A 22,688-nucleotide genomic window follows, 5' to 3' on the forward strand; every position below is an offset into this window, starting at 1 on the left:
TAGGAAATGAACGGTTACATGCGTTTCGCTTAGTGCTGTCCTGCTGTACGCTGTAGCCCTCGTACCTCGGGGCTGCCGCTTCCATCAGGTTTAATTACCTGGGCCGGTACTGCTTCGGGTCTCTGAATTCCGGAACCAGTTTACTCCCCTCCTTACCAAGGAGCGGTGCCCGCAGGGCGGGGTGGTTAATCAGTTTGCGATGAAGAAGTTGGTTTAATGCCTTAGTGTCATGGCGTTAGTTAAAAAAATTATTTCTTTCCTATAGGTTTTTACTCCCCTCCTTACCAAGTAGGGGTGCCCGCAGGGCGGGGTGGTTAAGTAGTTTGATGTAAAGCGGTGGTTTTTTGCGAACGCCCATATTATTTATCAGTTGGCAGTCTGTAGTTTACAGTTCGCAGTTTATCGTATTCAATTTCCAGCTAGCCAAAATTTATTCTTCTTTTGCTTTCCCCTTTTTTCTTGATTTTAATGCCTGTGTTAACAGAAACTCAATCTGCCCGTTCGTACTTCTAAACTCATCGGCGGCCCAGTTTTCCACTTCTTTTAATAAAGCAGGACTAATTCTTAATACAAACGCTTTTTTATCTTTCTCCGCCATTCTTATTGTATTGCTTGTATATGATACCTTGTTTTTAAGTTGATCAGGAATAATTCCATTTCATCAATTCTATTTGAGCTGAACAGCAGTTTTTTGCCGTTTTTAAATTCCAGCTGCAAGCCCTTGTCTTTGTCGTTTAAGATATAGGCTTTATCATCAAATTTAAACCAAAGCCTGATTTTAACGCCATAGCCGCCATAATCACCAAATGCATCATATTTCGTGATGTGGGCTTTCGCTATCTCATCCCATTTAAGGTATTTTAATCTGGCTTTGAAGGGAAAGTAACGGTAATAAATTCCTTCCTCGTTGATCCGCAGTGTTAAAACATTTTGCTGGATGAGGTAAATAATGGCAAAAGGTAAAATTACGGCCCAAAGGGGTGCAAAATAAACAGCTTTTAAATCTGTAAAACTCATGCCTCCTTTGTCAAAAAGTACGATGCATAATACAATGATGGCATCAACACCTACGAGGAGGTATAGCCACCACAATTTTAAATGCTGTTGCTCCTCAAATTCCATTTTACCTAATTATATAAAGTGCCGGTGTTTACCACAGGTTGCACATGGCGGTCGCCGCAAAGTACAACCAGTAAATTGCTTACCATAGCTGCCTTACGCTCTTCATCCAGTTCTACAATTCCTTTTTGCGATAATTTTTCCAATGCCATTTCTACCATTCCCACTGCACCTTCAACTATTAATTTACGCGCTGCAATAACTGCTGTAGCCTGCTGACGCTGTAACATGGCGCTGGCAATTTCAGGTGCATAAGCCAGATGCGATATCCTGGCCTCCAAAACCTCAATGCCTGCGCGCGATAAACGCTCATTCAGTTCACTCTCCAAAAGTTCACTTACTTTTTCGGCACCATCTTTTAAGGTAATGCTCGTTTCTTCTCCTTCAGCATGATCATAAGGAAAGATATTGGCCAGGTGCCTTACGGCAGCTTCGCTCTGGATGTTGACATATTGCATGTAATTTTCGACAGAGAAAACAGCTTTAGCCGTTTCGTTTACTTTCCAGACAACAACGGCCGCAATTTCGATCGGATTACCCAGTTTATCGTTCACCTTCAATTGCTGCCCGTTTAAATTGTTTGCTTTTAACGATACCCGCCTTTTTGCGGTTAAAGGATTTACCCAGAAAAAGCCGTCAGCTTTTACCGTGCCCATGTATTTTCCGAACAGGGTGAGTACCATCGATTGGTTGGGGTTGATGATTAAGAAGCCCGGAAAAAGTAGGAATACATCTATGGCCAAAAGTACGCCTCCCCAAAGAAAAATTCCGGAAACAAAACAGAAAACGGAAGCGCCCAATAATGCTAAGCTTAGTGCAAAAGTTAAATAGCCAGATGGCGGATTGATAATTTTTTCTTGATACATAATTGATATTAATTTGATATCATAAAGTAAAATATAAAATCTGGTAATTGCAAACAAAACGCACAAAATGTATATTAGATAAAAATGTTATTTTTGACAATACTATAAATACATCGCTTTGGCCAAAATCAAAAGAAATTCGCATAAGATCCTTTACCGTAAATATTCATCAAACCTGAAATATGTGATGATGATATTTACCGTTTTCATTATTACGCTATTCCTGCCCAAACAGCCCCGGTTTAGATATGAGTTTGAAAAAAATGCAGTATGGAAAAACAAAGATCTGATTTCGCCTTTCAGTTTTGCTATTTTAAAAACCAATCCGCAGGTTAGTGCAGATAAAAAGAACGCTTTAAAAGATATTCTGCCCGTTTACCAGCTGGACAGGAGTGTTACGGACAATGCATTGGAAGAGTTTGCGAATGAATTTGATGTGAAGTGGAGATCGAAACAGCTTAGCGAGAAAGAGCGGGATACTTATAAAAGTGCGGCCTACAAATTATTGCAGCGCATTTACCAGAAAGGTATTATTGGTCTGAATGTGAAACACCAGGCAGGCGGTAAAAACTATGATTTTTCACTGGTTGAAAACAATGTGGCGCAGGAGAAAAATACACAGGATGTTTTTACTGCTGAATCGGCCCTGAATTTTTTTAAAGATAATTTTAAGGCGCCCAATCAGGTTATGGGCGATCTGGTGGCAAACCTGGCCATTGATCACATTACCCCAAATATCATATTTGATGAACGGTTAACGCAAACCATCCAGGATAATACGGTGAACAACATTTCCACTACCAAAGGGATGGTGCAAAAGGGGGAGCTTATTGTTGCCAAGAACGATGTGATTGATGAAGAAATTTATCAGAAACTGGAATCTTATAAAGCTACTTACGATGCACAAACCAAAACCATTGGCAGCAGGGCACTGGTTTACTTAGGGCAGGTAGTGTTGGTTGGCTTTATTGTAACCATATTAATGTCGTTCCTTTTTCTTTTCCGGAAAGATATTTTTGCCGATAACCGCCAGCTTTCCTTAATCCTTATTGTCACCACAGGAATGCTGCTGGCTTTAACCTGGGCCATTAAGATGGAGATCCCAAGTTTGTACTATATTCCCTTTTGTGTGGTGCCGATTATCATCAGGATCCTGTTCGATACCCGTTTGGCGCTTTACCTTCACATGCTGGTGATTTTAATTGCAGGCTTCTTTGTAGCCAATAGTTTCGAATTTGTGTTCTACCAGGTTACTGCGGGTATGGTGGCTATATTCAGCATCAAAAACTTTGTAAAGCGCGAGCGGTTTCTGGTTTCGGCTTTATTTATTCTGCTGGCCTATTTTGTATCTTTTGTAGGCATTGCCTTACTCCGCGAAGGTTCTTTCCTTGAAATCGAATGGGTAAATTTTGTCCCTTTTGTTTTTAGTGTATTGTTATCGCTCCTGGCTTATCCGTTAATCTACCTGTTTGAGCGTATTTTCGGCATCACTTCGGATGTAGCGCTGATCGAACTGACCAATACCAATAATAAACTGTTAAGGGAACTGGCTTTTAAAGCGCCTGGAACCTTTCAGCATTCGCTGCAGGTGGCTAACCTTGCTGAGGCAGCAATATTTAAAATTGGTGGTAATTCTGTGCTGGTTAGGGCAGGGGCCTTATATCACGATATCGGCAAGGTAGACAATCCACAGTATTTTATCGAAAATCAGAATACCGCTGTTAGTCCGCATGATAAATTGCCTTATGAGCAAAGTGCGCAGATTATCATTCAGCATGTGCACAAGGGAATTGAAATTTTAAGAAGAAACCAGATTCCTGAAGCCATTATTGATTTTATCAGGACACATCATGGAAATACCCGGGTGGACTATTTTTATCAGTCGTTTTTGAAAAATACACCCGAAAAATTCGTCGACGAAAATATTTTCCGCTATCCCGGCCCTATACCTTTTAGCAAGGAAACGGGGGTATTAATGCTTGCCGATTCGGTGGAGGCAGCCTCAAGAAGTCTGAAAAATCCCGATGCGCAGAACATAAACGATATCGTTGAGCGCATCATCAACTATAAATTAGAGCAAAATCAGCTGGATGACTGCGATTTGACGTTAAAAGATATTGAGACTATCAAATTGATATTCAAGACAATGCTGATGAGCATCTATCATGTGCGCATAGATTATCAACAAAATTTGTAATTTTTTTTTGTTCGATAACTTGTTTTACTATATTTGCAGACCTCAAAACAACGCCGGTAGGGCGGAAAAAGGAGGTTGAAAGGTGAGGTGCCTGAGAGGCCGAAAGGAACAGTTTGCTAAACTGTCGTACTGGTAACGGTACCGCGGGTTCGAATCCCGCCCTCACCGCTGAAATAAAAAAAGTTGGTAAATAAATGGAAAAACCCAATAAAATCCATATATTTGCCAACCCTTAGAAATAAGGTTAAAAAAGATCGATACCAAAGTTCGGGATGTAGCGTAGCCCGGTATCGCGCCACATTTGGGATGTGGAGGTCGTAGGTTCGAATCCTGCCATCCCGACTAAAAGTTCAATCCACTTTACAACAGGATTAAAAAAAAGATCGATACCAATGTTCGGGATGTAGCGTAGCCCGGTATCGCGCCACATTTGGGATGTGGAGGTCGTAGGTTCGAATCCTGCCATCCCGACACAAAAACGAGAAGCCTTTAGATCGCAAGATTTAAAGGCTTTTTGTTTATATTCATACTTTCTCCTAAAAACCATAAATTTCAACCATAATTTCTCAATAAATTCCTTTCGTAGCTTAATTTTGCTAAGTTAGTAAAACGAATAATCCCTATGCCGTTAAAAAAGGTTCAACTTCATGAAACCACTGCGCCCGAATGGAATGCCTTTAAGGGAGGGGATTGGAATGCCTACAGGCAGTTGTATAATATTCATTTTAAGGCGCTTAATAATTACGGGTATAAATTTACCAGGGATGTGAGCCTGATCGAGGATGCGGTACACGATTTATTTGTGAATTTATGGGCGAAGCGCGAACAATTAGGTAACCCCGTTTCGGTAAAAAATTACCTCTACAAATCGCTGCGGAACTTATTGCTCAGGAAGATGGACGCTCAGCAGCGTTTCGTGGCAATAGATTCAGCTGAAGACTATCCATTTAATTTTGAAGTATCATTTGATACCGTTTTTATGGAAGATGAGTCGAAGAAGGAACTTCAGCGCAAGTTAAAGGAGGCGATCCAAACCCTTTCGTCCAGGCAACAGGAAATTATCTATTTGAGGTTTTATGAAGGCCTGAGCTACGAAGCGGCAGCAGATATTATGAACCTGAATATTACCTCCACCTATAAACTGCTTTATAAGGCCATTGGTAAACTTCAGGAGCGGGTTAAGCTGGTCGATTTAATGATGATGTTAGCTATTATCGGGTCAAAAAGAGCACTTTTAGAAATAAATTAATTTTTTTTCAAAAATGTAGGGATAATTTAGGCTGGTCCATGTATATAGGGATATATAATTGCTGATATATGGATTTTTCTAAATTTACAAACTACACTTTTGAAGATTTTCTGAACGATGATGCTTTTTTGGCATTTGTTGTGGAGCAAAATGCTTCAGATGTATTGGCCTGGGAAAAATTTAGAGCAGCACATCCATATAAAAGCAGAATTGCCCTCGCTGCTTTCGATACCATTTCGGCTTACCGCCTGCAAAAAGTTTTCAGTAATGAGCAGGCACAGCAATCGCTTTTTGAAAAAATTTCTGTCAGTATAACAGCAGGAGAGCCAAAAATCAAAAAACTTTCTTTTTCACCTTTCTTTAAGGTCGCCGCAGTTTTTGCAGTAGTCCTTTTATCTGCAGTACTCTACTTCACGATGTGGAATAAAGATGCAGTTAAAACTGATTATGGCATAATCAAAACCATCACCCTGCCGGATGGGTCGGAAGTGACATTAAATGGGAATTCAAAAATCAGTTACGCTGCCAATTTTAACGATGGTCCAAGGGAAGTGTGGATTGATGGTGAGGCTCTATTTAAGGTGAAGCACATCAACATCGATACCAACCACATCCATCCGGAGGAAAAATTTATAGTGCATTGCGGAGACCTGAACATTGAAGTATTGGGAACCACCTTTAATGTAAAAAGCAGGCATGAAAAAACCAGTATAGGTTTATTAACCGGAAAGATCAGGGTAGATTATGACGATATCAATAAAAAGCGGATGCAGTTTGTGATGAAGCCCGGTGATTTGGTAAAGCATGCTGATGAAAGTAATCTTATTCACCAGAAAATGCTTAATCCGCAATATTTAACCGCCTGGATCAATCGTCAGCTCTTATTTCAGAATGCCAGTCTGGAAGAGATGATCGGTGTATTACAGGATGATCTGGGCTATGAAGTTGTGTTAGACGATAAAAAAATAAACGAACTTAAGGTTGAAGGCGAAATTAATGTCGGCAGCGTTAAAGAACTGCTTCAGATTTTATCCACTACCTTACACCTCAATATTAAAACAAACAATAAGAAAATAACCATAACCAAATAGTTTGGAGAAGATTTAAGCGCTTGAATCTAACCTAAGCTATAATTAACCACAACAATTAACCAACAACAACTAAACTAAACAGGATTATGAGAATACTCTACCTTAGGAGGGTAGCTGGACACAGCTGTCTTACTTTGATGTTCTGTGCGTGTACATTATTTTGTTCCGCCCAGCTCCTGGCCCGCAATGTGGCACATGTAAATGGCATAAAAGCGCAAAGCCTTAGCGATAATAAACTATCGCTTAAAACCGCCTTACAACTGATCAAAACCAGATTTGACATTAAAATAGCGTATAAAGCAGGCATTCTGGAAAATAAAGATAGCAACCTGACTGAAACACAGCTGATGGCCTTTGGCGATGCCAAAACAGCTTTAACCTTTGCTTTAAACGGATCTTCACTGGATTTTAATAAGATCAGCGAGTCTCAGTATATCATTATTAATACGCAGGCCGGAAACGCAGCTGATGTAATTAAGGGTACTATTTTTTCAGCAAGTGATAACCTGCCGTTGATAGGCGCTACCGTATATATCAAAGGTACTAAAACCGGTGCTTCGACCGATGCGCAGGGGCAATTCAGCATCACCATTCCGAACGAACTGGCTGGGAAACCCATCATTTTAAGCATTGCATCTGTAGGCTACGAAACGCTTGAATTTCCGGTAAATGATTTTAAAACACCGATAAGCATTAAACTGAAGGAAAGTGCCAGCAGCTTAAATGATGTGGTGGTCACTGCCCTGGGTATAAAACGTGATAGCAAAGCTTTAGGCTATGCCGTTACAGAAGTTAAAGGATCTGAATTTACACAGGCCCGCGAAAACAACGTAGCTAATGCTTTAACAGGTAAAATTGCAGGGGTGAATGCTACGGGTTTATCCACCGGTCCGGGTGGATCCAGCCGGGTAATCATCCGTGGTAATGGTTCATTTAACGGCAACAACCAGCCGCTTTATGTAGTGAACGGAATGCCTATTGATAACAGCGTACCAGGTGGTGCAGCAACTACGAATGGATTAGCTACCAATGTGGATAGGGGTGATGGAATTTCAAGTATCAATCCTGATGATATTGAAAGTATTACGGTATTAAAGGGTGGTACCGCTGCCGCCCTATATGGTTCGCGTGCCAGTAATGGGGTAATTTTAATCACGACAAAAAAGGGAATTAAACAAAAAGGTATCGGCGTGGAGTATAACACCACCTTTACCATTGAGAATGCCATTAATGATAATGATTACCAGTATGAATATGGGCAGGGGCTTGGTGGGGTTAAACCCATGACGAAGAACGATGCGATAGCTACTGGTCGTTTATCGTTTGGGGCGAAAATAGATGGTTCTGATTATGTGGCTGCAGATGGATTAACCCATCCATACAGCGCGGTGAAAGATAATATCAAAAATTTCTATTCTACAGGAACAAATTTTACCAATACCATTGCATTTTCGGGTGGTACAGATGGGATTATTTACCGCTTATCTTTGTCTGATCTGGATAGTAAAGGGATTATCTCTAGTACCAGATTTAAAAGACAGACTGCTAACCTGAACATTAATGCAAAGATTACCGATAAAATAAAGGTAGAAGGTTTAGCACAATATAACCTGGAAAAGGGTTTCGGCAGAACACTGGCTGGTGATGCATTGGGTAATCCAAACTGGACACCCTATGAAGTGGCCAACACGGTAGATGTGCGTTGGCTTGCTCCGGGTTACGATGCCGCCGGAAACCAAACGCCATGGAACGACGCCGGCATTGCCACCAACGGGTATTTTGTAATCAATAAATACCAGCAAAATGATGTAAAAAACAGGTTCATCGGCCAGGGGTCTATTACCTATGATATTGTGAAGAATTTCCAGTTAAAAGGGGTAATCAGCCGCGATTTTTATAACTATAATTACGTTAATATTTTGCCTACCGGAGATATTTACATCCCGAAAGGCCAGTATTCGGGCATTAAATCGGATGTTTCTGAAACCAACTCGCTGATTACCGGAAATTATAAAACCCGGATCGCCGATAAAATAGGCATTTCGATATTGGGCGGAGCCAACAGCCGCCGGTTTGAAAATAAACAGTTAAACATGGATGGAAATACCTTTACCATCCCATTTTTCTACAGTTACAAAAACCTGGCCACTTCGAGCACGATTCCTACCTACCAAAGAATCAGGACAAATTCGGTTTTCGGATCTGCCGATGTGGATTACAAAAGTATTTTGTTTTTAACCTATACCGCACGTAACGACTGGTTTTCTACCTTAAGTCCGGATAATAACAGTATCTTATATCAAAGTGTTGGCGGTAGTTTTGTCGTATCTGATGCTTTCAAGTTGCCATCCTCTATCGATATATTAAGAGTCCGCGCATCATGGGCTGAAGTAGGAGGTGGTGCTGCCGATCCATACAGAATTAATTTAAGTTACAGTAATGTACCAAGTTCAGGTCAACCACTTCAAAATGTAACCACGAACGACATTACCAACCCGAACCTGAAACCTTATACCTCTACCACTTACGAGGCCGGTGTGGAATTAAAAATGTTTAAGGGCCGTTTGGGATTGGATTTTACGGCCTACAGTCGCAAAACAACCGATGATATCCTCAATGCAGCCATCTCATCCACTTCAGGCTATAATAATGCTGTACTAAACGTGGGCGAACTGAGCAACAAAGGTATAGAGTTCCTGTTAACAGGTACTCCGGTGCAAGGCAATAAGTTTGGCTGGAATATCAGCTATAATGTAGCATACAATAAAAGTGAAGTGTTAAAACTGGTAGAAGGAACCACAACTTTTGAAATGGCACGTACCGTAGGCAACTGGGGTTACATTAACCAAACCGTTGGCAGTGCTTACGGAACCATTGTAGGAACGCGTATGCTCAGAAACGAAGCAGGCCAGATTATTTATAATTCAACAACAAAACGGCCGGTTGCCACAGGTTTACAAGAACTTGGAAATGGGGTAGCGCCGCTTACAATGGGCTTAACACAGGATTTTAGATTTGGTAATTTCAACCTCAACTTTCTGATCGATGGTAAATTCGGAAATAAGGTGTTATCCATCAAAGAAGTTTATGCCACCCGTTTAGGATTATTAAAGAGCACCTTACCCGGACGTGAAAACGGATTGACCATTTCGGGGGTAGACCAGTCAGGAAACCCTTATTCAGCGTTGATTCCAGTAAGCGATCTAAGGGCTTATTATAACGATATGCGTAATTATTCAGAATTATTTGTACATGACGGCAGCTTTATCAAACTTCGCCAGGCCATTTTATCTTACAATATTCCGGTTAAAAAACTCGATTTTCTTAAAATACAGTCGGCCAGTATCTCATTTGTTGCCCGTAATATCCTAACCTTCTATAAAAAGACCGATAATTTCGATCCTGAATCGAGTTTTACAAATGGTAATGCCCAGGGTTTCGAATCAATCGGATTGCCGCGTACACGTACTTTCGGTTTAAACCTGATGGTTAAATTTTAATACTTGAAAGATGAAAAAACTAATCAACAAATATAAATCCGCTGTTTGCATTGCGTTAACCAGCACCCTTCTAGCTTCATGTACAAAAGATTTTCAGGAAATTAATACCGATCCTGAATCTTCAACCACCATTCAGCCTGCTTATGTTTTTACTAAAGCACAATACGATGGTGCCAAAAATAACCTGATTCTGCTGCTGGGTACCATGCAGTATACCACCAGTTTTAATGATGTGGCTGGTTTCGGATCAAAATATGTTTCCAGTCAAAGCCAACAATCTATGGCCCAGTTCAGCAATGCTTACTACCAGGAAATTAACGAGCTGGCCCTGGTGATCAATGCAGTGAAAAACGATCCTGAACAGGTAAATTTATTAGCCTCGGCACGGATCTGGAGAGCTTATTGTTTCAGTCGCATTACCGATTTGTACGGCGATATTCCATATACCGAGGCCGCCCAGGGTTATACCAATTCGAACTATAAGCCCGCCTACGATCCGCAAAGAAGTATCTATTTAGACATGCTGAAGGAACTGGACGAATCGGCATCAGGTTTAAATGCTGCTAAAGCTACCTTTGGTCAGGCTGATTTGATTTATGCGGGTAATACCGTTAAGTGGAAAAAATTCGCTTACTCCTTAATGCTCCGTCTGGGCATGCGTTTAACTAAGGTTGATGCCGCATTGGCCGAAACCTGGGTGAAAAAAGCAATTGCCGGAGGTGTGATTACCGATGATGCCGATATCGCTAAAATCAATTATATGAGCGCTGGTCAGGATATCAATAAAAATCCCATTGCCTTAAGTTTATACAACAGCGATTACATCAAAGCTGATGGTAACAGCAATCCCGAAGGCGGAAAATACCAGAATACCTTCATCACGTATATGAAAAACAATAAAGACCCGCGTTTAGGGATTCTTTCTGTGGTTTACGTAAACGGCGTTGCCGATACTTCTATGGCGATACAAAAGGGCATGCCTGCTACGCTAAGCGCAAAACCTACTGATTTTGTAACCTATTCAGAACCTAATCAGAAAACCGTACTGGCCCTGGGTGGAGCGAAACTGATTTACACCACAGCTGAAACCAATTTTCTGCTGGCAGAAGCCGTTTTACGTGGATGGTATACTGGTGCTACAGCCACTACACTGTACGAATCAGGGATCCGCGCCGCCATGAAACAGTGGGCAATTATTGCCCCGTCAGACGGGATCATCAGCGATTTGCAGATCAATACCTATATCAAATACCACCCGCTTAATACCACTGGAACTTTTGATGCACAAATGCAGCAGATTTATACAGAATATTGGCTGGCGGCATTCCCTGATGCACAGGAAGCTTTCGCCAGTTACCGGAGAACAGGTTATCCGGCTTTGGTACCCGTAAATTATGTTGGAAATGCAACAGGTGGCCGGATTTTCAGGAGGATGTTATATCCACTCTCTGAGCAGAACTTAAACCGTGCATCGCTTGATGCGGCTATTGCCCGTCAGGGAGCCGATGATTTCATGACCCGCATCTGGTGGGACAAATTATAATATGCTAATCACATCCGGCAGGGTACTCAAAGCTTTGCCGGATGAAATAAAAGATCAGAAGAATGATATACCGAATACTATTAGTCTGTTTGTTTTTTACCGGTACAGTTTCTGCGCAACGCAATGATGTGGTGGAAGATGAAACTTCCAGTAATTACAACTTAAACAAACCTGAACGTGAGGAATGGTTACGCAACACCGGAGCGGGTTTATTTATCCATTTCAATGTGGATGCACAGCTGGGGGTGGTGATCAGTCACTCTTTGGTTGGCGCTTCTGATGATTACACGGACCGTTATTTTAGCGAGCTCCCTAAAACATTTGATCCCTCCTTTTTTAATCCTAAAGAAATTGCCGAACTGGCCAAACTGGCCGGTATGAAATACATTGTTTTTACCACCAAGCACCATGCCGGCTTTTGTTTCTGGGATACCAAAACTACTGACTTTAAAATTACCAATACACCATATAAAAAAGACCTGCTGAAAGAATTTGTAAAAGCTACTCGTGAGGCTGGGCTCGATGTGGGCTTTTATTTTTCGCCGGAAGATTTTAATTTCCTTTATAAACACAAAATTCCCATCAGCAGAAATATCACCAGCCTGGATGAAGCGACCAAAAAGGAATATGCAGCATATAACCGTAAACAAACGGAAGAGCTGATGCAGAATTATGGTAAGGTAGATGTATTGTTTATTGATGGCGACCCGAAAGAAGCTGTTAAAGAAACTGCGTGGAAAATGCAGCCTGATATCCTGATTACGCGAGGTGCCATTTTAACGCCTGAGCAAACGTTGCCGGGGGCTAAAATTACGCAACCATGGTTATCGCCGATTACCATAGGCACAGCCTGGCAGTACCAGCCTACTAATGAGCGGTATAAATCAGGTTCGCAATTAATTGAGCTGTTGATCGAGGCACGTGCCAAAGGCGGTTCATTGCTGCTCAATGTGGGACCAAAAGCAAATGGCGCCTTGCCCAACGAGCAAGAGGATCGTTTACGTGAAATGGGAGCGTGGTATTTTATCAACCACGAATCGATGGATCATGTGCGCAGTTGGGTAGTGAGCAAAGAGCAAAATATTTACTTCACCCAAAAAGCGCCTGGAACTTTGTTTGCCATTGTAATGGATGCCAAAAACTGGAAAGAGGGCGAACGCAAAACTTTTCTGTTAAAATCTGCCAAGGCTACTGCAAATACAAAAATCAGTGTGCTGGGGCAAAACAGTAAGATTATTGAATACAAACCCGATTTGGATGTATCATCACGATTCAAGCAAACGGCGAATGGACTCGAGCTTTCGGTAGTAAAAGCACAACGTATTTACGATGATCACCGCTGGCCAAATCCTGTTGTAATTAAGCTGGAAAATGTGGAACCGGTATTTACCGAAGCGGCAATGGTGCAGAGTGGTGATTACAAAGTTGCTGCGGGTGTTGCTACACTAAATGGCAAAGTGCTTAACCATGCTAAAATCAAACCCGAACGGGCAAGGTTTTACTACCGCCCATATCTGGGGCAGGTGGAAACACTGTATGCAGAAGCATGGAAAATGAGTCCTTGGGTAAATATCAAGGCCGATGGAACTTTTAGCGGAACGCTAAAATTACCTAAAGGTGCTTACGAATATAAAGCCATTGTAGAACAGCAAAGTGTAATAATAGAAGGAGAAAATAAAGTTTTAAACTTACCTTAGGGAATGCTAAAAGGTTTTACGACGATGTGTTTCCTGAATCGAGCGCTTTCAGATCGGGTAAAATGGCTCGCCTTGCTCTTTGCATTGGGCATTCAGTTTTTCTCGGGTAACATATTGGCGCAGGGGTATAGCGGATCAGGGATTATTCCTAAACCTGCCCTTGAGCTGAAGCGTTTGGGAAGTTTTGCGATACAAAAAACAACCAGGTTGCATATTTCCGGTTCTGATCATTTAAGCACTGCATTTTTTGATCAATACCTCAAAGATATATCGGGTTTTACACTTTTGCGAAGCAATAGGCCAGTGCCCAAAGGAATCAATCTCATGGTTGATACCCAACTGAATTTAAAATCAGAAGGTTATTTACTTGATGTTTCACAACAGAATGTTACCATTAAAGCTATTGATGAAAAAGGTTTGTTTTATGGCTTACAATCGCTGGTGCAGTTAATCCGTAAGAAAGGAAGGATAATTACAGTACCGGCGTATCATATCCAAGATGAGCCACGTTTCGCTTATCGCGGTATGCATCTGGATGTGGCCAGACACTTATTTAGCGTTCAATCGATAAAAAAATGGCTTGATCTGCTGGCGTTTTACAAGATCAACACCTTCCATTGGCATTTAACCGACGACCAGGGTTGGCGGATAGAGATTAAAAAGTATCCCTTGTTGCAAAGTGTTTCCGCTTATCGGAATGAGACGCTAATCGGACATAAAAGGGCTGATCCGCACCATTTTGATGGAAAAAGATATGGTGGTTACTATACACAGGAAGAAGTAAAAGACATTGTGGCCTATGCCAGCGCACGCCAGATTACCACCATCCCTGAAATTGAAATGCCAGGACATGCACAGGCCGTACTTGCGGCCTATCCACAGCTGGGTTGTACCGGTGGTCCTTACCAAACGGCCACCTATTGGGGCGTATTTGAAGATGTTTTCTGTGCAGGTAATGAAGAGACTTTTCACTTTCTTGAAGGTGTGCTGGATGAAGTCATTCCCTTGTTCCCTTCAGCGTATATCCACATCGGTGGCGATGAATGTCCGAAAAACCGCTGGCACAATTGCCCTAAATGTCAGAAAAGAATTAAAGCGGAGCAGCTTAAAGACGAGCACGAACTGCAGGCTTATTTTATTGCCAGGATTGAGCGCTACCTGAATGCAAAAGGTAAAAAGATTATCGGCTGGGATGAGATTTTAGAAGGTGGGTTGGCGCCCGATGCCACGGTGATGAGCTGGCGGGGCCTGGAAGGCGGCATTGCTGCGGCCAGGTTAAAACACGACGTCATCATGACGCCTGAAAAATTTCTTTATCTGGATTACTATCAATCACTCAATAAAACGGAACAAACCGCTGCGGGCGGCTATCTGCCATTAAAAAAGGTGTATGATTATGAACCCATGCCAGCTGAACTGAATTCAGAAGAACAACAATATATCAAAGGTGTGCAGGCAAATGTTTGGAGTGAATACCTGAGCGATGCTTCTAAAGCAGAGTACATGATCTTTCCCCGTTTAATAGCCCTTGCCGAAACCGCATGGTCGCGTAAAGAAAACAAGCTTTATACTGATTTCCTTGCCCGGTTAATGGCAAATAGACGGTTTTTAAAAAAACTGAATTATTCGACCGCTTTTTATGATATTACCGGCGCAAGCGTAAATGATGCAAAAGCTTTTGCATTAAGTACAGATTTGCCAAACGACGAAATCCGTTATACGCTAAATGATAAAAAGCCTGATCTGGGTAGCACAAAATATTCAGGCCCTATTCCAATTACACAATCTGTAAGGATAAAAGCCCAGCTTTTTAGGGCAGGCAAGCCGGTAGGGAAAATGTTTGAACAGGTTATCATTAAAAGTATGGCAACCGATAAAAAAGTAACACTTACCCACAGCGGACAGGGCAACTATAATATCGATGCCCAGCGTTTAACCAATGGTATCCGGGGATCTTATTTATACAACAACGGAGAGTGGCTGGGGCTTAGCGGCGGGGATTTTGAAGCCGTAGTTGATTTGGGCGAAGAAAAAACAATACGTGCAGTGGGCATCAATACCCTAAATTACCAGTGGCAGAAAATGCATCCGCCTAAATTACTTTTAATAGAAGTTTCAACTGATCAGCAGGTCTACACTCAGGTATCAAGGCAAACCGTTTTCAGTGTAGAGGGCATCAATATGGCCCTGCACAAAATTAACCTCGCAAAAGCCCGGTACGTACGGATTAAAGCCAGTAATATTGGAACTATACCCGATGGTTTTTACGGCGCAGGAACAAAAGCCTGGCTAATGTTAGATGAGATTATCGTAAATTAAATGACTATACTAATCGTTCTGCTTTGCATCGCACTACTCATTGTACTGATCTCGGTTTTCAAGATCAATGCTTTCATCTCTTTTTTATTGGTATCATTTATGGCCGGTTTAGCACTGGGTCTACCTTCGGCAAAAATCCCCGCCAGTATAGAAAAGGGGATGGGCGACGTACTGGGTTCGCTGGCCATCATCATTACCGCAGGTGCGATGTTAGGTAAACTGGTGGCCGAAAGCGGTGCTGCGCAAAAGATTGCCGAGGTAAGTATGCGGGTGTTCGGACAAAAGTATATTCAATGGGCGATGGTACTCACCGGATTTCTGATTGGTATTCCGCTTTACTATGGCATCGGCTTCGTATTGATGGTACCCCTGATTTTCTCAGTGGTTTATCGTTACAAATTACCAGCTTTATATATTGGCCTGCCCATGCTTGCCGCATTATCGGTTACCCATGGTTTTTTACCTCCGCATCCATCGCCGGCAGCTTTGGTGGTGCAATTTAAGGCAGATATGGGCTTAACGTTGGTATATGGCCTGGCTGTTTCTATCCCGGCAATCGTTATCGGCGGCCCCATATTTTCGCGGACATTAAAAAATATTATCGCAGTACCCATCGCTTCATTCAGCGCTGCTGAACGCGCTGAGCACGACCTGCCCAGTGGCTTTAAAAGTTTTTTCACCGCTTTACTCCCGGTAATATTACTGGCTGCTGCATCTTTCCTTCCACTCTTACTTGGCCAGGATTCAGCCATTTTGCCTTACATTTTATTTGCCGGTCAGCCTGCTGTGGTAATGCTGATTGTACTGATCGCAGCCACCTGGTTATTGGGATTGTCGCAGGGTAAAAAGATGACCGAAATTATGGGTATTTATGGTGAGGCAGTAAAAGACATTGCTTTGATTTTACTGATTATTGCCGGATCTGGTGCTTTGAAGCAGATTTTAACCGAGAGCGGTGTGAGTAACCAAATTGCGGCTTACCTCCAGCACGTTGAGCTGGAGCCATTATTTCTGGCCTGGCTGATCGCGGCTTTGATCCGCTTTTGTGTAGGCTCTGCAACGGTTGCAGGTTTAACCACTGCCGGTATCATTGTACCCTTGATGGAGCAGACACATACCAATCCAAACCTGATGGTGCTTGCAGTAGGCGCCGGGAGCCTCATGTTCTCGCACGTTAATGATGCCGGGTTCTGGATGTTTAAAGAATATTTTGGTTTAAGTTTAAAAGATACCTTTAAATCGTGGGCATTAATGGAGTCAATAGTTGGCATTGTTGGTCTGCTTGGCATACTTTTGCTTCACCTGATTATCGCTTAATTATAACACATATATAAAATGGAAAATTTAACTCCCGACGAACGCTTCGAACAATTAAAACTGAACCTTCCACCTGCGCCCGCACCATTAGGCGTGTATAAACCTTGCCTGGTTGATGGAAAATATCTTTATCTGAGTGGCCACGGACCGGTACAGGATGATAAATCTCTTATTATTGGCCGGATCGGATCAGATTTAAATCAGGAAGAAGGCAAACTTGCTGCTTTACAGGTGGGCTTAACCATGTTATCAACAATCAAAGCCAATTTAGGCAGTTTAAACAAAGTTAAACGGGTAATTAAAGTATTGGGCATGGTGAACTGTACGCCCGAATTTGAGAAACATCCTTTTATCATTAACGGATGCAGCGAGCTTTTCGCAAAAGTATGGGGAGAAGAAAACGGGATTGGTGTACGCAGTGCGGTAGGTTTCGGCTCATTGCCTGATAATATCCCGGTTGAGATTGAGGCCTTATTCGAACTGTTTTAAGATGGAACAAGAGCAAGCCTGGTATCTGCTGCCTGATGAAGCGCGTATTGAAACGCCTTCTCTCATTTTTTATGAGGAGCGTTTGCACGCGAATATCAGTTTATTGAAAAGTATGATTGACCGCATAGACCGCTTAAGGCCTCATGTAAAAACCTATAAGTGCAGGGAAATTACCAGGCTGCTATTGTCGGCAGGAATCAACAAATTTAAATGCGCTACCATTGCAGAGGCAGAAATGCTGGCGATGGATCAGGCACCTGATGTTTTGCTGGCTTATCAGCCGGTGGCCGAGAATATCAGCCGCTTTTTTAAACTTAAAAACCAATATCCCGATACGGTTTTCAGCTGCCTGGTAGATCACCCGGCTATAGCTGAACAGCTTTCAGTAATGGCGATTAAAGAGGATGTAAAAGTTGATGTTTACATCGATTTGAATGTAGGCATGAACAGAACCGGCCTGTTGCCCCATCAGGCCTTCGGCTTAGTGCAGAGCCTGCAGCATTTTACCGGTTTAGCGGTTAAGGGTTTGCACGCTTATGATGGTCACATTCATGATGCGGCTATGGACGTTAGGATGGAGAAATCAGCGCCTGTTATTAAACAGTTGTTTGATCTGCGCGAACAGCTTGAGGCGCACTTAGGATATGAGATTACCGTTGTAGCAGGCGGTACACCTACCTTTCCGGTCTACGCCTCGCAAACCGGTTTTGAATGTAGTCCCGGTACTTTTATCCTTTGGGATAAGGGTTATCAGGATGCTTACCCGGAACAGGCTTTTCATACTGCCGCATTGGTGGCCAGCAGGGTAGTTTCACTTCCAAATGATGGGTGGCTCTGTACTGATCTCGGGCACAAAGCGGTGGCGGCAGAAAAGGAGCTGAAAAATCGTGTATTTTTCATTAATGCCCCACTTCTTGAAGTTCAAAGCCAGAGTGAAGAGCACCTGGTATTGCGCAACCCTACGGCCAAAACCTATTTGCCTGGCGATATGCTGTACGGATTACCTTATCATGTTTGCCCAACTGTTGCCCTGCATGAAAAGGCCATTTGCCTGAAGGCAGACCGATCTTTGGAGTATTGGGAAATCATTTCCCGAAAAAGAAAAATTACCATTTAAAGAATTAGTATGTTTACGATAGACGCCCATTTGGATTTAAGCATGAACGCTTTGGAATGGAACCGTGATTTAACACAGGAGGTTTCAGCCATTAATCAGCGTGAAGCGGGTTTGACCGATAAACCGGACCGGGCCCTGGCAACGGTGTCGCTGCCCGAGCTGCGTAGAGGAAATATTGGTTTAGTGGTGGCCACGCAAATTGCAAGATGGGTGGCGCCCGATAACCGGTTGCCTGGCTGGCATTCTCCTGAACAAGCCTGGGCGCAAACCCAGGGACAGCTGGCCTGGTACAAGGCCATGGAAGATGCCGGTGAAATGTTTCAGGTTCATGACCTCGAAACACTGGAAAAACACATCGCTTTATGGCAAAATGATCAGCCTGCAGCTGAAAAGCCTGTAGGCTACATCCTCAGTCTGGAAGGTGCAGATTCGTTGGTTACACCCCGGCATCTCGAACGGGCATGGCAGAACGGTTTACGTGCGGTTGGCCCTGCACATTATGGCCCCGGCCGCTATGCACAGGGAACGGATGCAACAGGTAAAATGACTGCGTTGGGGCATGAGCTGTTAAAGGAAATGGAACGGTTAAACGTCATCTTAGACGCTACGCATTTATGTGATGATAGTTTTTGGGATGCTTTGAGCCGTTTTAACGGACATGTTTGGGCTTCGCATAATAATTGTCGCAGTTTGGTAAACCATAACCGTCAGTACAGCGATGAGCAGATTAAAGCGCTCATTGATCGTGGAGCCGTAATTGGTGCTGCGCTCGATGCCTGGATGATGGTACCTAACTGGCAACGTGGTGTTTCACAGCCTAAGGAAATGAACTGTAACCTAGAGGTGATGATCGATCATATTGACCACATTTGCCAGCTTGCAGGTAATGCATTGCATGTGGGCATCGGTTCAGATCTGGATGGTGCCTTTGGCAAAGAACAGTGTCCTTACGACCTCGAAACCATTGCCGATTTACAGAAAGTACCTGATTTATTTATAAAAAGAGGGTATACCGATACGGATGTCGAAAACCTGATGAATGGAAACTGGTTACGTTTTTTGAGGAAGGCCTGGGCATAATTTGAATGGATATGATTAAAAGAATACAATTTGCTATAGGTTTGGGGCTGGCATTTTCAATTTCTCATCTCCCGGTTTTTGCACAAAATAAAAGCACACTTCCTTTATACAAAAATGCAAAAGCACCTGTAGAAAGCCGGATTAAAGATCTGCTTTCGCGGATGACGGTTGAAGAAAAAGTCGGGCAGATTTCTATGCCATTGGGCTGGCCTATGTATAATAAAAACGGTAATGAAGTTGAGGTAAGCGAGACCTTTAAAAAATCATTAAAGGAGTCGTATACCGGGATGTTGTGGGCTACGCTACGGGCAGATCCCTGGACCAAAAAGACGCTGGCAAACGGATTGAATCCTGAACTGGCCGCAAAAGCTACAAATGCCATTCAGAAATATGCGGTTGAAAATACGCGTTTAGGTATCCCTGTATTACTTTCTGAAGAAGCGCCTCACGGCCACATGGCTATTGGTACAACCGTTTTCCCTACTTCAATAGGGCAGAGCAGTACCTTTAATCCGGAGTTGATTGAAAAAATGGCCAGGGCAATTGCTGAGGAGACACGCGTACAGGGCGGTCATGTTGGCTATGGACCAGTGCTTGACCTGGCACGAGAACCCAGGTGGTCGAGGGTGGAAGAAACTTATGGGGAAGACCATGTACTGATCAGCAGAATGGGCGAAGCAATGGTGAGAGGGATGCAGGGAAAATCGATTAATAGCGGAGTAAATGTAGTGGCCACCTTGAAACATCTGGCTGCCTATGGAGCACCGGAGGGCGGACACAACGGGAGCAGCATCAACCTGGGATTGCGCACTTTACATCAGTTTTACCTTCCACAGTTTAAAGCCGCAGTTAAGGCAGGGGTTTTGTCGGTAATGACTTCGTACAATTCCATTGATGGCGTTCCCTGTTCCTCAAATGAAATGCTGCTTAAAGATGTACTGATTAAAGATTGGGGCTTTAAGGGCTTTGTGGTTTCTGATCTGAACAGCATTTCGGGGTTAAAATCGAATCATCATGTCGCTGGAACAGCGGCTGAGGCTGCTGCAATGGCTATTAACGCCGGTTTAGATGCCGATTTAAGCGGAATAGGTTATGGAAAAGCTTTACTTGATGCCATAAAACAGGGTAAAGTTTCCATCAGGGTATTGGATAGCGCCGTAAGTAAGGTACTGCGGATAAAATTTCGGATGGGTTTATTTGAAAACCCTTATGTTGATCCGCAGGTGGCTAAACAAAAAGTGAGAAATGAAGAAAAAATTGGCCTGGCGCGTGAGGTGGCGCGGGAATCCATTATCTTATTAAAAAATCAGAACCAGCTGCTTCCACTCAGTAAAAAATTAAAAAGTATTGCCGTTATAGGCCCAAATGCCGACAATGTTTACAACCAGTTGGGCGATTATACAGCGCCGCAGGCAGCAGGTAATGTAATTACTGTTTTACAGGGGATTAAAAACAAACTAGGTGAAACAACCCAGATCAATTATGTAAAAGGATGTGCCATCCGCGATACGCTTTCAAGCGAGATTGAAAATGCGGTTATGGCAGCGAAAAAATCTGACGCGGTGGTAATGGTATTGGGCGGTTCCAGCGCACGTGATTTTAAAACGGAATACATTGAAACCGGTGCGGCTAAAGTGAATGCAAAAGCAGAGGAGCTAAGCGATATGGAAAGTGGCGAAGGATATGACCGGGCTACACTTGATTTAATGGGCGACCAGTTGAAGTTGCTAAAAGCGGTAATGAAAACAGGAAAACCTGTTGTACTGGTATTAATTAAAGGAAGACCTTTAAACTTAAACTGGGCTACGGAAAATGTCCCGGCTATTCTAGATGCCTGGTACCCGGGGCAGGAAGGTGGTAATGCAATTGCCGATGTACTTTTTGGCGATTATAACCCAGCGGGAAGGTTAAGCATTTCAGTTCCAAAATCTGTTGGACAGCTACCGGTTTATTATAATGCGCGTTATCCGGAGAAACACGATTATATAGAAATGGATGCTAAGCCCTTATATCCTTTTGGCTATGGGTTAAGCTACACCACTTTTGCTTATCAGAATCTTCAGATAGCGACTAATCCCGGTCAAAAAACGGTGAATGTTAAAATAGATTTGAAAAATACAGGATCAGCCGATGGTGAGGAAGTGGTACAACTTTATCTGCGACATCAGCAATCATCAGTAGTAGTGCCTGTTAAACAGCTTATCAAGTTTAAAAGGGTGGCTTTGAAGAGCGGGGAACAAAAGACGATTGCTTTTAGCATCAATCCATCAGATCTTGAAATTTATAACCAGAAGATGCAATGGGAAGTTGAAGCGGGAACTTATCATCTAATGGTAGGCAGTTCATCAGATGATATACAGCTGGAAAAGGATTTTGTAGTTCATCATTCGGCTATACTGCGTTAGTATTTCAAAATCTTGGAAAAAAAATAACCGCTGACAAACAGTTGTCATAAAGCTTCCTGAAATTTGTCTGAAATAAATTAAAGACAAATGATTAATCTCGTTTCAATCCGGATCATCACTGAAGATGTTAGTAAAATGTTGGAGTTTTATGAGCAGATCACTCAGATAAAGGGTATTCGCTTTACGGAAGATTTTGCAGAGCTGCAAACTGCTGATGTAACACTCGCAATTGGAAGCACCAGAACTTTACAGTTTTTCGGGGGGACCGAAGTTGCCAAAGCAGCCAAAAACCGCTCGGCCATTATCGAATTCATTACAGATGATGTAGACCGGATTTACCAGGAACGATCCGGGTTTCTGGCTACATATTTAGTTCAGGAACCCACAACTATGCCCTGGGGCAACCGTTCGCTTTTGTTCCGTGACCCTGATGGAAATCTCGTTAATTTTTTTACCCCGTTTAGTACGGAAGCCATCCGGAAATTTGCGGCTAAGCTTTAGGGGCAGGTTGACGATATTGCTGAAAAATTTCCAGCTAAGGTCTGCCATTTGGAATTTTCATGTAGGAATCGTCATCCCGACTGAAACGTAGTGTAATGGAGAGATCTGTCCTGCAAGAAAGACCCTGAAACAAGTTCAGGGTGACGTATTATCGATAGATTTCTAGCGACTAACTTCTAACACTGGAAGACTCAACGT

General features: G+C 42.8%; 16 protein-coding genes and 3 tRNA genes. 16 read left to right on the forward strand and 3 right to left on the reverse strand.

From position 1 onward, the window contains the following. Nucleotides 1-430 precede the first annotated feature (430 nt). The 3 genes from ACFE6N_RS10070 to ACFE6N_RS10080 are packed head-to-tail and all read right to left on the reverse strand — an operon-like array spanning nucleotide 431 to nucleotide 1,985. Complete coding sequence (locus ACFE6N_RS10070) at nucleotides 431-598, reverse strand: Arc family DNA binding domain-containing protein (RefSeq protein WP_090986935.1); 168 nt, start codon at nucleotides 596-598, stop codon at nucleotides 431-433. 2 nt (nucleotides 599-600) lie between these two features. Further along, nucleotides 601-1,122 carry a hypothetical protein gene (locus tag ACFE6N_RS10075; protein WP_378936077.1) on the reverse strand — a complete coding sequence of 174 codons (522 nt, stop codon included), beginning with the start codon at nucleotides 1,120-1,122 and terminating at the stop codon, nucleotides 601-603. 5 nt (nucleotides 1,123-1,127) lie between these two features. Then, complete coding sequence (locus ACFE6N_RS10080; protein WP_378936079.1) at nucleotides 1,128-1,985, reverse strand: SPFH domain-containing protein; 858 nt, start codon at nucleotides 1,983-1,985, stop codon at nucleotides 1,128-1,130. Between the two features lie 190 nt (nucleotides 1,986-2,175). Here ACFE6N_RS10080 and ACFE6N_RS10085 point away from each other — a divergent pair, with 190 nt between their 5' ends. From ACFE6N_RS10085 to ACFE6N_RS10160, 16 genes are all read left to right on the forward strand, one after another. Next, nucleotides 2,176-4,182, forward strand: a complete 2,007-nt coding sequence (locus ACFE6N_RS10085) for an HD family phosphohydrolase (RefSeq protein WP_378936230.1) — start codon at nucleotides 2,176-2,178, stop codon at nucleotides 4,180-4,182. An 81-nt stretch (nucleotides 4,183-4,263) separates the two neighbouring features. Further along, nucleotides 4,264-4,350, forward strand: a tRNA-Ser gene (locus tag ACFE6N_RS10090). A 100-nt stretch (nucleotides 4,351-4,450) separates the two neighbouring features. Next, nucleotides 4,451-4,524: transfer RNA gene (locus ACFE6N_RS10095), tRNA-Pro, on the forward strand. 55 nt (nucleotides 4,525-4,579) lie between these two features. After that, nucleotides 4,580-4,653, forward strand: a tRNA-Pro gene (locus tag ACFE6N_RS10100). Between the two features lie 151 nt (nucleotides 4,654-4,804). After that, nucleotides 4,805-5,431: an RNA polymerase sigma factor gene (locus ACFE6N_RS10105; RefSeq protein ID WP_378936081.1), complete on the forward strand. Its 627-nt coding sequence runs from the start codon at nucleotides 4,805-4,807 to the stop codon at nucleotides 5,429-5,431. Between the two features lie 68 nt (nucleotides 5,432-5,499). After that, on the forward strand, nucleotides 5,500-6,522 hold the full coding sequence (locus ACFE6N_RS10110) for a FecR family protein (RefSeq protein ID WP_378936083.1): 1,023 nt from the start codon (nucleotides 5,500-5,502) through the stop codon (nucleotides 6,520-6,522). A gap of 86 nt (nucleotides 6,523-6,608) precedes the next feature. Next, a complete protein-coding gene (locus ACFE6N_RS10115) occupies nucleotides 6,609-10,022 on the forward strand; it encodes a SusC/RagA family TonB-linked outer membrane protein (protein ID WP_378936085.1) in 3,414 nt (1,137 codons plus the stop codon). A 10-nt stretch (nucleotides 10,023-10,032) separates the two neighbouring features. Then, on the forward strand, nucleotides 10,033-11,565 hold the full coding sequence (locus ACFE6N_RS10120; protein ID WP_378936087.1) for a SusD/RagB family nutrient-binding outer membrane lipoprotein: 1,533 nt from the start codon (nucleotides 10,033-10,035) through the stop codon (nucleotides 11,563-11,565). A gap of 62 nt (nucleotides 11,566-11,627) precedes the next feature. After that, entirely contained in the window at nucleotides 11,628-13,262 is a 1,635-nt protein-coding gene (locus ACFE6N_RS10125; protein ID WP_378936089.1) for an alpha-L-fucosidase, read from the forward strand. Between the two features lie 3 nt (nucleotides 13,263-13,265). Then, nucleotides 13,266-15,581 (forward strand): family 20 glycosylhydrolase, encoded by a 2,316-nt coding sequence (locus tag ACFE6N_RS10130; protein WP_378936091.1) that lies wholly within the window; start codon nucleotides 13,266-13,268, stop codon nucleotides 15,579-15,581. Next, nucleotides 15,582-16,898, forward strand: a complete 1,317-nt coding sequence (locus ACFE6N_RS10135; protein ID WP_378936093.1) for a gluconate:H+ symporter — start codon at nucleotides 15,582-15,584, stop codon at nucleotides 16,896-16,898. It abuts the gene before it with no gap. An 18-nt stretch (nucleotides 16,899-16,916) separates the two neighbouring features. Next, entirely contained in the window at nucleotides 16,917-17,387 is a 471-nt protein-coding gene (locus ACFE6N_RS10140) for a RidA family protein (protein WP_134203852.1), read from the forward strand. Nucleotide 17,388: 1 nt separating this feature from the next. Further along, on the forward strand, nucleotides 17,389-18,504 hold the full coding sequence (locus ACFE6N_RS10145; protein ID WP_378936095.1) for a D-TA family PLP-dependent enzyme: 1,116 nt from the start codon (nucleotides 17,389-17,391) through the stop codon (nucleotides 18,502-18,504). 9 nt (nucleotides 18,505-18,513) lie between these two features. After that, the gene (locus tag ACFE6N_RS10150) at nucleotides 18,514-19,584 is read left to right on the forward strand and encodes a dipeptidase (protein WP_378936097.1); all 1,071 of its coding nucleotides are present in this window, start codon (nucleotides 18,514-18,516) and stop codon (nucleotides 19,582-19,584) included. Nucleotides 19,585-19,595: 11 nt separating this feature from the next. Further along, on the forward strand, nucleotides 19,596-21,989 hold the full coding sequence (locus tag ACFE6N_RS10155; protein WP_378936099.1) for a glycoside hydrolase family 3 N-terminal domain-containing protein: 2,394 nt from the start codon (nucleotides 19,596-19,598) through the stop codon (nucleotides 21,987-21,989). A gap of 87 nt (nucleotides 21,990-22,076) precedes the next feature. Next, nucleotides 22,077-22,490 (forward strand): VOC family protein, encoded by a 414-nt coding sequence (locus ACFE6N_RS10160; protein WP_378936101.1) that lies wholly within the window; start codon nucleotides 22,077-22,079, stop codon nucleotides 22,488-22,490. Nucleotides 22,491-22,688: the final 198 nt, after the last annotated feature.

This window comes from Pedobacter sp. BG31 (assembly GCF_042464845.1).
GTDB classification, from domain to species: Bacteria; Bacteroidota; Bacteroidia; order Sphingobacteriales; family Sphingobacteriaceae; genus Pedobacter; species Pedobacter suwonensis.

Bases quoted from the DNA above. Each gene is read 5' to 3' on its own strand.
- ACFE6N_RS10070 (WP_090986935.1), bottom strand. From the start codon at position 598: ATGGCGGAGAAAGATAAAAAAGCGTTTGTATTAAGAATTAGTCCTGCT.
- ACFE6N_RS10075 (WP_378936077.1), bottom strand. From the start codon at position 1,122: ATGGAATTTGAGGAGCAACAGCATTTAAAATTGTGGTGGCTATACCTC.
- ACFE6N_RS10080 (WP_378936079.1), bottom strand. From the start codon at position 1,985: ATGTATCAAGAAAAAATTATCAATCCGCCATCTGGCTATTTAACTTTT.
- ACFE6N_RS10085 (WP_378936230.1), top strand. From the start codon at position 2,176: ATGATATTTACCGTTTTCATTATTACGCTATTCCTGCCCAAACAGCCC.
- ACFE6N_RS10105 (WP_378936081.1), top strand. From the start codon at position 4,805: ATGCCGTTAAAAAAGGTTCAACTTCATGAAACCACTGCGCCCGAATGG.
- ACFE6N_RS10110 (WP_378936083.1), top strand. From the start codon at position 5,500: ATGGATTTTTCTAAATTTACAAACTACACTTTTGAAGATTTTCTGAAC.
- ACFE6N_RS10115 (WP_378936085.1), top strand. From the start codon at position 6,609: ATGAGAATACTCTACCTTAGGAGGGTAGCTGGACACAGCTGTCTTACT.
- ACFE6N_RS10120 (WP_378936087.1), top strand. From the start codon at position 10,033: ATGAAAAAACTAATCAACAAATATAAATCCGCTGTTTGCATTGCGTTA.
- ACFE6N_RS10125 (WP_378936089.1), top strand. From the start codon at position 11,628: ATGATATACCGAATACTATTAGTCTGTTTGTTTTTTACCGGTACAGTT.
- ACFE6N_RS10130 (WP_378936091.1), top strand. From the start codon at position 13,266: ATGCTAAAAGGTTTTACGACGATGTGTTTCCTGAATCGAGCGCTTTCA.
- ACFE6N_RS10135 (WP_378936093.1), top strand. From the start codon at position 15,582: ATGACTATACTAATCGTTCTGCTTTGCATCGCACTACTCATTGTACTG.
- ACFE6N_RS10140 (WP_134203852.1), top strand. From the start codon at position 16,917: ATGGAAAATTTAACTCCCGACGAACGCTTCGAACAATTAAAACTGAAC.
- ACFE6N_RS10145 (WP_378936095.1), top strand. From the start codon at position 17,389: ATGGAACAAGAGCAAGCCTGGTATCTGCTGCCTGATGAAGCGCGTATT.
- ACFE6N_RS10150 (WP_378936097.1), top strand. From the start codon at position 18,514: ATGTTTACGATAGACGCCCATTTGGATTTAAGCATGAACGCTTTGGAA.
- ACFE6N_RS10155 (WP_378936099.1), top strand. From the start codon at position 19,596: ATGATTAAAAGAATACAATTTGCTATAGGTTTGGGGCTGGCATTTTCA.
- ACFE6N_RS10160 (WP_378936101.1), top strand. From the start codon at position 22,077: ATGATTAATCTCGTTTCAATCCGGATCATCACTGAAGATGTTAGTAAA.